This is a genomic window from Cohaesibacter marisflavi, from assembly GCF_900115225.1.
GTDB lineage: Bacteria > Pseudomonadota > Alphaproteobacteria > Rhizobiales > Cohaesibacteraceae > Cohaesibacter > Cohaesibacter marisflavi.
On sequence record NZ_FOVR01000004.1, the window covers coordinates 1 to 11,456 of the forward strand.

Here is an 11,456-nt window from a genome sequence, read left to right on the forward strand (position 1 = left end):
CCCAGCAGAACAGAGGCTTCCGATAAAAAATCTCGTTCCACAACCAATTGGCCGATCTTGGCATGCAGCCGGGCAATCTCGGCATCATTACCCTGATGCTCGGTTTCCTTGCCCTTTGAAAAGCCTGACGCCATATTCTCAATCGCAGTTCGCTTCCAAGCGCTGATCATGTTGGGATGGACATCATACTTCTTCGACAGCTCTGAAAGCGTCAATTCTTCGCGGATTGCTTCAAGCGTAACCTTGGCCTTGAAGTCGGCAGAGTAGCGTTTTCTCTTCGTCATTTCGGATCGTCTTTCTGTTCAGGCGATCCACCTTAACACATGGTCCAAATGCCTGGGACCAGCTCTGAATACTGCGCTCATCCGGCAAGCCGAAATCGAAAAGCAGGTTTCTGTCCATGACGCAAATATAGAAACTACGCAGAATAACTCACCCGTCTCCTTCGCGGGGTTGGCCGATGACCTGCAAGCTATCTGGAATGCACCAACCACAGACGCTCGGCTTAAAAAACGCATCGTGCGCACTGTCATTCATGAGGTTGTCGCCGATATTGACGATGATACTGTAGAGATTGTTCTCGTCATCCACTGGGTGGGGGGAGCCCATACCGAACTTCGCCTTCCTAAAAGGCGACGCGGGCAACGCAATAGCACGCCACTGGAAACCGTTGAAGCTGTCAAACAGCTCACTTTGATCGCCAAAGACGATCTGATCGCAGGCCTATTAAATAGAAATGGGCTACTCACCGGAAACGGCAATCGCTGGACACGGGAGCGTGTGTGCGCATTGCGCTCACACCGAAAAATCCCGGCATTCCACGCCGCGCAGAATGGTATGGAGCCTTGGCTTAATCTGACCAATGCAGCAAAATATTTGAACATAAGTCAGAAAACGCTCAAGCGGGCAGTCTTGGCCGGAGAAATAGCTGCCTTACATCCTCTTCCTGACGGTCCATGGATTTTTGAACGCTCTGATTTAGACAAACCTACAGGTCAAGCTATCGCTGAAAGGGTCAAAAACAAGGAAAACCACCCCGCAGGACACATAGTAGATCAACAAAACTTATTTACATCAACAACATAGAGAGATGGGCGTTATGGAACAGGATTGTACAATACCGAGCGGCCTCATTCCGCGCTTGATCGGCGAACCCCGGACGAAGCATACTGGGACGGTAGCGGAGAGCAAAAAGCAGCATGAAACCTAAACCCGATACACCTTAGAAACGCTGCAAACCTGTCCAAAAAACCGGGACCACCTCACATTTACGTACTCCCACTCTTCCTAACTCGTTATACAGCTGCAAATTGGCATTTCAAGAGATTGCGTTATAGGGAGTGACCAAATGAAACGAAGAAGCACATTGTAGATCCCAGCGAACTCTTAAATTCTGACGTTTTGAGTTCTGAGCGATGATCGCGCTCTGAGATTTTTTGAATGGCCGCTTCGGTTGGTAACATCTGAGATCTCGCATCTTCGGCAAATGGCTGCTTCCCGCCCAGTTTACCACTTAGGCTTTTTTTCATCAGAGAAAGTCGGTTCAGCCCTTCATCAGGGACAATGTAGGAGGCAGCTTGAAGTATCCAGAAATAGCAGACAGAATTTCTTTGATCTTACTGCGCTGCGCTTCCGACAAGCAAATCAAGCGAACTGTGTTAGCTAGTATCAAAAACTGTAGTTTGGCATCTGAAACCGCTCATTTTGACTACAAAACTACATGTAATTTTTACTCTTGTTAAAAATCCACATCTACGTCTTGCATAAATTATTGAATTAAATAAAAAAAATTTAAGTCAGTCAGTCAGTGAAGAAAATTTCAATGCGAGAAATAATACATTATGCGAATTATTGATATAAACAAACGGCGGTGTCATGGATGCCTCACACGCATCATCGTTTAAACGGCATTGGCTATAGCCCCTCCCTCGACATGATATAAAAAAGCCGCCAGAGCTCAAACGCTGGCGGCCTGTATGATTGCCTTGAACTGTAGCCCAGATTGCCGGCGCTTACTTCTGGCCCCAAGCTTTGCCATTGAGATGGCTTGACGCCTCAAAGGAGTCTGGTAGCTTCAATGTAGGCTCCAGCTTGGCAAGCCGCTCAACAGAAACCTGAGCGATGGCATGGGCCAAGCCAAAGCCAATCTTGAAACCACCTGTCGCAGCAAAGATGCTTTTCGAGCCCGGCAAGAAGCCAACCATTGGATCGCGCTTTGTGGCCTTGGGACGAATTCCGGCCCAGCGCTGCATGATTTCGGCCCCTTCTAACATCGGACACAGATTGAGCGCCTTGGCCCAGATTTCATCGCAGCGATCATCTGTGCTGTGTTCATCGTCCCATTCTTCCTCTGTGGTGCTACCAATGGCACAGACGCCATCATCATGCGGAACCACATAGACAGTACGGTCATACAAAACCGGCAGACCGGGTTTTTGTCCTACCTTGGCAATCAGCGCCTGCCCCTTAACGCCGATACCAAGATCCTCTTTGCCTGTCAGTGCCTCGATCATCGGGAAACTCTTATAGCCCGCAGACAGCACCACAAGACCAGCCGAGAGCGTTTCTCCGCTGGCGAGCGTCACCTGAGCGCCTTCGCCCAGATCTTTGATGTCGACCACTTCAGCATTCTCCATGACAACGCCACCGCGCTTGATGACAGACGCCCGAGCAGCCTCGCAATAAGCACGAGGATTGGCGCGCCCCGAGAAATTGTCAAACGCATATCCTTCCGGGCACAGCTCAGCATTAAGCCAACCGCCCAGATCATCCTGCGGGAAAACCTTGTGATAATAGCCGGTCTCGGCGCCATGCCAGAGCACTTCTGCTTCTTTGGATCGCACCTCATGGCGCTCTCTCAGCGCCTCGGTACCGAGCGGCACGACGCGTCCGCAGCGATCATAACCGATGGAAAGACCAGTCTCTTCTTCAAGTAATACTTTAACTTCAGAAAGATTTTTTAATGCATTGAATTGAAACTCTTTTTTCTCATTCCATCTCTCTGACATATGGGGCAAAAGTGCTCCCAGAAGACCATAGCTTGCGCCCTGCCCGATCTCTTGTTTATCGACCAGCGCAACGCTCATGCCTTCGCCCAAACAGGCTCTGGCAATGGAAAGACCAAACACGCCACCGCCGACAACGAGGCAATCATAATGAGTGGATGATGAGGAATTGAGAGGACTTGGCATAGCTCATATTTCTTCTTATGAAAGGAAGCGGCATGATGCCGGACACCACGCTCTAGGCTTCCACAGTTAAGGTTGCCGTACCCTAATCGATCGAACGGAAAATTGATATGGCGAAGCCTCCTGAACTCGTCTGGCTTGACAATTTGACCCCTAAATCCACACGCTTTGACGACACCTATTACACGCGGGAAAACGGCCTTGATGAAACGCGCTATGTTTTCATAGATGGCAACAGGCTGCCGGAGCGCTGGCTCAATGGACAATCCGTCACCATCGGCGAGCTCGGCTTTGGAACGGGACTCAATTTTCTAGCCACCTGGCAAGCGTGGCACGATACGTTGAACGACTGCACCATGTCGCAAGGAACCAATGCCCCATCACTCACTTACATCTCCTTTGAGAAATATCCGCTCGACCAAGAGAGCCTTGCCAAAGCACTTTCGCCCTGGCCGGATCTCGCTGAGCTCGCTAATAAACTGGTTGAAGAATGGAAGCCAAATAGTGAAGGCTGGCTAAAATTCGACTTTAACTCTGTCGCGCTTCATCTCTATATCGGAGATGCCGCCGATGGGATCAAGACGATCCCCTCTTCCATCGATGCGTGGTTTCTCGATGGATTCAACCCCAAGACCAATCCCGAACTTTGGTCCGAAACCCTGATGCAATCGGTCTATGATGCGTCCAACCCTGAAGCCACTCTCGCCAGCTACACGGCTGCAGGCTGGGTAAGGCGCAACCTGCAATCAGCAGGTTTCTCCATTGCAAAGCGCAAAGGCTTTGGGCATAAACGGGACATGATCACCGGCTCAAGGTGAGTCATTCCATACGCCACAAAAGGCGCCCCACCTCAAATAAGTCTTGAGTTCAAAAATGACAATTCAACCCTCACGCGACATAGCAACGCTTGTCGAAATCATGGCCCGCCTTCGTGACAAGGAGACTGGTTGCCCCTGGGACATCGAACAGGATTTCGCCTCCATCATCCCTTACACCATCGAAGAAGCGTATGAAGTGCAGGACGCCATCGAGCGGAACGACCTCTATGACATGCGTGATGAGTTGGGGGATCTTTTGTTGCAGGTTGTTTTCCACGCGCAGATGGCCAAGGAAATGGAAGACCACCCGGCCAGCTTCGATTTTGGCGACGTCGTTTTAGCCAGCACCAAGAAAATGATCCGGCGCCACCCGCACGTATTTGGCGACACAGACGCCCGTGACAAAGGCATGGTCCGCAAGGCATGGGAAGCCATCAAGGCCGAGGAAAAAGCCGAGCGCGCAAGTGAACGCCAGGCGCTGGGTTTGACTGACGAGGACAAAACCTTTCTTTCTGCTGTACCGCGCGGCATGCCAACCATGAAGGCGGCCGTCAAACTACAAAAGCAAGCCAGCAAGGTTGGCTTCGATTGGAACGATCCGCTGCTTGTTCTGGACAAGATTGCCGAAGAAGTGGAAGAAGTGCGCAACGAGCTCATCCTTCATGAAATGGATGAAAAGGCTGTACGCAACGAGATCGGCGACCTGCTTTTCGCAGTTGCCAACCTCGCCCGCCATCTCGATGTAGACCCGGATGAAGCGCTGGCTTATACGAACCAGAAATTCCGCGATCGCTTCGGCCATATCGAAAACGAACTTTCCGAGCGCGGAGGCAGTCTGGAAAATGCCAGCCTGGACGAAATGGAAGATCTCTGGCAGGAAGCCAAAAAAGAACGCGATTGAGCCCAACAAAAAGGCCCCGCCCAAAATGGACGAGGCCTTTTGAATTTCGTGACGATGCGGTATCTAAACAGCATCTTTGCCGGTAATCAATCGACGTCAAACCGGTTGCGCAGTTCGGCTTCCACCTTGTCTTGCGCCCGCACATGCAAATCAATGCCCTCTTCTCCATCCGATCGGTCCAGAACGTCGCAATGGCGATAGAGCCATGCCAGCCCCTCCCCATCTTCAAAGCCCAGATGCAGCGTGAGAATATTGTCATCCTCGCCGAGCTTGTCTTCAATCTCGGCTAACAGAACATCTGTCCCCTGCCCGGAAACAGCTGAAACGGCCACAGGCTGCAATTGCCCCGTTGCACGCGATGGCTGCTGAGAGGCTGCGCGCTCCATGACAGTTTGCCGTTCTTCCTCGGGCAACAGATCAATCTTATTCCAGACTTCAATCACGCGTGGATCTTCGTCGATCTCGATACCAAGATCATGCAAAACGTTGGCAACATCTTCCGCTTGCGCATTGGTGTCTTCATGCACGATATCGCGCACATGCAATATCACGTCCGCTTCGAGCACTTCTTCCAGCGTCGCGCGGAAGGCTGCAATCAGATGTGTTGGAAGATCGGAAATAAACCCGACCGTATCTGACAGGATAACCGGACGCCCGTGAGGCAGAACCATCGTGCGCAAGGTCGGGTCGAGCGTTGCAAACAACAGATCCTTGGCAAAGATGCCTGACCCGGTCAACAGATTGAACAATGTCGATTTGCCCGCGTTCGTATAGCCGACAAGCGCAACGATCGGATGCGGAACTTTCTGGCGATTGGATCGATGCAGCCCGCGCGTCCGGCGCACTTGCTCGAGATCCTTCTCCAGACGATTGATTTTTTCTTGCAGGGCTCTTCGGTCAGCCTCAATCTGCGTTTCACCGGGACCGCCCATGAAACCGATACCGCCGCGCTGTCTTTCAAGGTGGGTCCAGCTACGAACCAGCCGGCCTTTTTGATAATTGAGATGCGCAAGTTCGACCTGCAGCCGACCTTCTTTGGTCTGGGCGCGACGTCCGAAAATTTCGAGAATGAGCCCGGTTCTATCCAGAACCTTGGTATCCCATTCCTTTTCAAGGTTGCGCTGCTGAATAGGGGATAGTGGATGATCGATAATAATCAGATCAACCTTCTCCCTATCAATAATATCCCAGATATCTTCCAGCTTCCCCTTCCCGATCAGGGTCGAGGGGCGAATGGCATTGAGCGGTACGCGCAAAACATCGACAACATCCAGCTCGATGGCAGCAGCAAGTCCTGCCGCCTCTTCCAGACGTGACTCATCCGTCCGGCGGATAATACGCCCTTCGGAAGCAGCCTTATTCTGCAAATGTTGCGATAGAATGGGAACCAGAACGAGAGTACGCGTTGCCACGGCACCACGCTCGATCATCTTGCGCGGACCTTTACGCTCGTCCTGCCCTTCGAATTCACCTGAATCTGACAATCAGCCTTCAGCCTTTTCGCCAGTCTCACCGCCTTCAAACAGACTCAGCGGCCCATTCGGCATAATCGTCGAGATGGCATGCTTGTAAACCAGCTGAGAATGACCATCACGGCGCAGAAGTACGCAGAAATTATCAAACCAGGTTACAACGCCTTGCAGCTTGACCCCGTTGACCAGAAAAATAGTCAAAGGTGTCTTTGTTTTTCTGACATGATTGAGAAAGGTATCTTGGAGGTTCTGGGCTCGTTCTGCCATGTGTCCTGCCTTATTTTCTTTTAATTCAACACTCGGTCTTATTCCAACCTAGTTTGAACCATCACTATGACGTAGTCCGTAAGATTAAACCAGTCTGAGCATAACTCTTTTATTTAAGCAATGCCGCAAAGTCTGGATTGTCCACACATCTTGGGGGAAAATGATGAATGATTGCTAGACTGTCCCCCACAAACCGTCTTAACAACCGCGCCATTCAAACTCGAGAGTATCAAACGATAACGATTCTCAAGCCCTCAGTTTAAACAAAACCACCTGCTTGCCAAGTCGCAATCGCAACCAATTCATGCATTCCTACCAAAAACCAACCATTGTGTTGCGTTATAAAGCACTATCTGTACCAGAATTTGAAATTTAACGCCCCCAGCAGGACAACAATTTCCATCCGCCCGATAAGCATCGTCCCTGCCAGAACATATTTGACAAGCGGCGTCATTTCATAATAGCGCGGCCAATCAGCCGTCTGCGCCCAGCTCGTGCTGTAGAGCGGCCCGATATTGGCAAAGCTCGAAATCGTAGCGATGAGGCCACCTTCAAGATAGCCTGTGCTGGTCGTAACGACACCAGAGACGATGGCAATCAGAATGATAGAGAGCAGAAGCGATGTCCAAACGCCATTCATGAATTGGATTGTTGGTTTGGCATGACCGATCCAGCCCTTGCGGATTTTGTTGGGATGGAAAAGCCGGCTCACTTCGCTGACGAGTTGCATGAAGAGCGCAAACATACGGTAGATTTTCAGCCCCCCTGCCGTGGAAAAAGAAGTCGCGCCCATCATGGCAAGACTGATGACCAAAAGGCCAGGGAAGACTGTGACGTCCGCATGGCGCAACTCGAACCCTGTCGTTGATATCAACGAAATGGCGGCAAAGAAGCCCTGCCGCAAGGCCGCCCCCGGAGCCAGAACGCTAGCGCCACCGGCCAGTTGGAACAAGGTGATGGAGTAGACAAGCCCGGCGCCAAACATCAGAATGAAAAGAATATAGCTTTCTCTATGTTCAACCAGAAAACGCAGCTTATTCCGCACAGCCATGCGATGCCACACAATGCTCGACGCACCGGCCATCATCCCCATTGCGATGATGAACTCGGCCATTCGGTTGTTATAATGCTCACCGATAGCCCCATCCACGGGCAAAAAGCCTCCCGTTGAAATAGTCGAAAAGGCAATGCAGGTGGAATCAAAAGGCGGTATCCCCGCAACGACCAACAGAACCACAAGCGTAAGTGTTACCAGACCATACGCACTACCAACCTGCCTTAAAACGTTGAATGTCCAACCAATTTCATCGCCAAGGCTCTGCTCCATAAACTTGCTGTAGGTGTCTCGGATCACGCCCACGCCACTAGGGGCCAAAATCAGAAGAAAGCTCAACAGCGTGAGAAATCCACCAAACCATTGCAGAATGGCCCGCCAGAAGATAATCGCCTTTGGCACGCTCTCCAGCGTTTGCAATATGGTCGCACCCGTCGTACTGATGCCCGATGCCGCCTCGAAGAAGGCATCGACCCATTCCATTTGTCCGGTCAGAACGAAAGGAAAGGCGCCAGCAACAGGCAGCCCCAACCAGGCCAGAACGCAGAGAAGAAAGGTCTGCTGATTGAGCATCTCCCTTTCCTGCCCGCGCAAGGCAAAATAGACCCCGCCCGAGAGAAAGCCCGTCAGGCCGGATGTGAGCAAAAAGCCTTCCGCAAGTTCAGTATCACCAGCACTCAGTGCGACGAGCGCAGTGGGCAGCATTAGCCCACCGAGCGCACCAAGCAAAATGGAGAGGTAATAGAGAATAGCGGTCATCCGCGCACAGCCTCAATCAGAACTCAGAAAAATTCAAAGCTGACGCGGAACAGCAGTTCCACTTGTTTCACACGGTCGGCCAGCGCAAAGAGGATTACCCTGTCACCAGCCTGAATGGTGGTGTCACCATCCGGCATCAAAACCGCATTGCGCCGGAAAATGGCCCCCACGCGCACGCCATCCGGAAACTCGACGCTTCGCAATGGGCGCCCAACCAGTGGTGATGTTTCCAGCGCTTCAGCCTCAATGCCCTCGGCCGCCCCATCTTCAACCGCATGAACCCCGCGAATACGCCCGCGGCGCACATGCTGCAGGATCTTTGAAATGGTCACCGAGCGCGGATTAACGTTTGAATCGATGCCCAGATCATGCACCAGATCCGAATAGTGGGAATCGTTGAGCAGGGCCATAGTGCGTGCACAGCCCAACCTTTTGGCCATGGCACAGCTAAGAATATTGACCTGATCATTGTTCGTCAGCGCAATCATCGTATCGGTTTCGCGAATGTCGGCTTCTTTCAGGATGTCCTGATCAAGCGCGCTGCCCTGCAACACGATTGTGTCTTCGAAATCGTTGGCAATCTTGATCGCGCGATCCCGATCAAATTCGATGACCTTGGCGCGGGTGCGCTTTCTGCGCTCTTCAATGGCCAGCGCCACATAGCGTCCGATATTGCCACCACCAGCGATAACAACCTTGTTTGCCTGATCCTCATCATGACCAAAGATGCTCAGAGTACGCCAGACCTGCTCACGCGCCACAACCACATAAGCCAGATCGCCAGCTTGCAGATGATCCTCGGCATGAGGCACGTAAAGCTGCCCGTCCCGCCGGATGCCAACGACGACCGCTTTAAGGTCAGGGAAAAGCTCGGTCAGCTGACGCAATGGCGTATCGACAACAGGGCATTCTTCCTCGCAATCAATCGCGATCATCAGCACTTCACCATCGGCAAACCGCACGGTATCTTCCGCTCCTGGCATCGCCATGCGCGACAGCACCATTTCCCCCACTTCCACTTCTGGCGAAATGATCACGTCAATCGGCAGATGCTCGCGAGAGAACAGATCCGCATAATGCTTTTCAAGATAGGATTGCGCACGCACACGCGCCACTTTGGTTGGCACATTGAAAATGGAGTGCGCCACCTGACAGGCGACCATATTGACTTCATCATAAAGCGTGACAGCAATGATCATGTCAGCTTCTTTAGCGCCGGCTCGCGCCAGGATATCGGGATGAGCCCCATGGCCCACATAGCCACGCACATCCAGCGTGTCCCGAATGGCCGCAACCAGCCGCGGAGAACTATCAATCACCGTAACGTCATTCTGCTCCGATGACAGATGCTTGGCGATGCCGTAACCGACCTGTCCTGCGCCGCAAATCACCACTTTCATAACTGACCGCTTTCATTTATCGCCAGACCACCGCGCGCGGCAGGCAAAGGCGAATTGAACTCGATGCCCCAAGGCGCCGGCCCCAAAGGTCAGCTTCCATGAGAAATGTCATCCGGGCTTTATTGCATATTTTCACACCAAGCCCAATGAAAGAAACGCATAGCTCTCTTCATATAAGAAGGCAATAGGCGCAAACAGAGCCAAATCGAGCGCTGGTTGGCCACTTCTAGACCACACCGAGGCTCTTGAGTTTACGATGCAGCGCCGAGCGTTCCATGCCGACAAACTCAGCTGTACGCGAGACATTTCCGCCAAATCGAGCGATCTGCGCCTTGAGATATTCACGCTCGAACACCTCACGCGCCTTTTTGAGCGGTAGAGACATAATCTGCTCTCCAGCTTCTCCACCTCCAGGAATGCTCGGAACAGTTTCCCCCACCTCATTAGGCAGCAGATCAGCGGTGATCACCGCATTCTCATCCCCTTTGGTCAGAATCAGCAACCGTTCGATATTATTGCGCAACTGGCGAATATTGCCCGGCCAGTTATGCGCCTGCAAAATGGCCATGGCATCTTCGCCAATCTTGCGCGCAGGCAGGCCAGAGGTCGAGGAAAGCTGCTCCATAAAATGCAAAACGAGTTCAGGGATATCTTCGCGTCGCTCAGCCAGAGGCGGCACGGCAAGCGGCACCACACTCAGACGATGGAATAAATCTTCACGGAACACGCCTTCTGAAATAAGCCCCTCCATGTTACGCGACGTGGAAGAAATCACTCGCACATCAACCTGAACAGCTTTGCTGCCGCCAACACGAATGAACTTGCCGGTGGTCAATACCCGAGTCAGTTTGCTTTGCATTTCATGGGGCAGATCGGAAATCTCCTCCAGATAAAGAGTGCCGCCGTGAGCCTCTTCCAGAGCCCCCACCTTGCGCTGGGTTGCCCCATCGGCCTCTGTACCGAAAAGCTGAAACTCCAGATCATCCATAGCAAACTGAATGGAGGAAAAAATCACGAAAGGCGCTTCGGAGCGCGGCGATTGCTGGTGAATGCAACGTGCGACCAGTTCCTTGCCCGAACCGGACTGACCAGAGATCAATACGCGGCTGTTGGTCGGGCCAACGCGCTGAATCATCTGACGCAGATTGTTCATCGGGCTTGACGAGCCGACTAGCTTGGTCTCCCCGCCGCTGCGCGACTGCAGATCTTTCACCTTGCGCTTCAGGCTTGAGGCTTCCAGCGCCCGCTCGGCGACCAGAATGAGACGATCAGCCTTGAAGGGCTTTTCGATAAAGTCATAAGCACCACGCTTGATGGCAGCCACCGCCGTTTCGACACCACCATGACCGGAAATCATGACAACCGGCAGTTCGGGATGCTTTTGTTTGATGACCGCCAACAAGGCAAGCCCATCAAGGCGAGAGCCCTGCAGCCAGATATCAAGAAAGATCAGGGATGGTCGCCGCTGCTCGATCAGCTCCAACGCCTCATCGCTGTGTGACGCCATGCGTGTGTCATAGCCTTCATCTTCCAGAAGCCCTGCAACAAGCTCACGAATATCGACCTCGTCGTCGACTACGAGAATATCAGCCGCCAT

10 protein-coding genes are annotated in these 11,456 nt (G+C 52.3%); 3 read left to right on the top strand and 7 right to left on the bottom strand.

What is annotated here, in order from left to right:
• The coding region (locus tag BM258_RS24265; RefSeq protein ID WP_139229173.1) for a transposase at positions 1-284 on the bottom strand (284 nt) is incomplete at its 3' end.
• Positions 285-519: 235 nt separating this feature from the next.
• Between BM258_RS24265 and BM258_RS09010 the strand changes: the two genes are divergently transcribed.
• Positions 520-1,086, top strand: a complete 567-nt coding sequence (locus BM258_RS09010) for a helix-turn-helix domain-containing protein (protein ID WP_139229244.1) — start codon at positions 520-522, stop codon at positions 1,084-1,086.
• A gap of 926 nt (positions 1,087-2,012) precedes the next feature.
• Here BM258_RS09010 and BM258_RS09015 read toward each other — a convergent pair.
• A complete protein-coding gene (locus BM258_RS09015; protein WP_090071360.1) occupies positions 2,013-3,191 on the bottom strand; it encodes an NAD(P)/FAD-dependent oxidoreductase in 1,179 nt (392 codons plus the stop codon).
• A 107-nt stretch (positions 3,192-3,298) separates the two neighbouring features.
• On the opposite strand from BM258_RS09015, the gene mnmD reads away from it, so the two are divergent.
• Positions 3,299-4,006 carry a tRNA (5-methylaminomethyl-2-thiouridine)(34)-methyltransferase MnmC2 gene (mnmD, locus tag BM258_RS09020; RefSeq protein WP_090071362.1) on the top strand — a complete coding sequence of 236 codons (708 nt, stop codon included), beginning with the start codon at positions 3,299-3,301 and terminating at the stop codon, positions 4,004-4,006.
• Between the two features lie 61 nt (positions 4,007-4,067).
• Positions 4,068-4,907, top strand: coding sequence for a nucleoside triphosphate pyrophosphohydrolase (gene mazG, locus BM258_RS09025; RefSeq protein ID WP_090072147.1), 840 nt, complete (start codon positions 4,068-4,070; stop codon positions 4,905-4,907).
• Positions 4,908-4,993: 86 nt separating this feature from the next.
• Here mazG and hflX read toward each other — a convergent pair whose 3' ends face one another.
• The 5 genes from hflX to ntrX all read right to left on the bottom strand — a co-directional run bounded on the left by hflX (position 4,994) and on the right by ntrX (position 11,456).
• Positions 4,994-6,337 (bottom strand): GTPase HflX, encoded by a 1,344-nt coding sequence (gene hflX / locus BM258_RS09030; protein ID WP_090072149.1) that lies wholly within the window; start codon positions 6,335-6,337, stop codon positions 4,994-4,996.
• A gap of 54 nt (positions 6,338-6,391) precedes the next feature.
• A complete protein-coding gene (gene hfq, locus BM258_RS09035) occupies positions 6,392-6,646 on the bottom strand; it encodes an RNA chaperone Hfq (RefSeq protein WP_090071364.1) in 255 nt (84 codons plus the stop codon).
• Between the two features lie 349 nt (positions 6,647-6,995).
• Positions 6,996-8,459: a TrkH family potassium uptake protein gene (locus BM258_RS09040; RefSeq protein ID WP_090071367.1), complete on the bottom strand. Its 1,464-nt coding sequence runs from the start codon at positions 8,457-8,459 to the stop codon at positions 6,996-6,998.
• 23 nt (positions 8,460-8,482) lie between these two features.
• Positions 8,483-9,859 carry a Trk system potassium transporter TrkA gene (trkA, locus tag BM258_RS09045; protein WP_090071369.1) on the bottom strand — a complete coding sequence of 459 codons (1,377 nt, stop codon included), beginning with the start codon at positions 9,857-9,859 and terminating at the stop codon, positions 8,483-8,485.
• A 226-nt stretch (positions 9,860-10,085) separates the two neighbouring features.
• A complete protein-coding gene (gene ntrX, locus BM258_RS09050) occupies positions 10,086-11,456 on the bottom strand; it encodes a nitrogen assimilation response regulator NtrX (RefSeq protein ID WP_090071372.1) in 1,371 nt (456 codons plus the stop codon).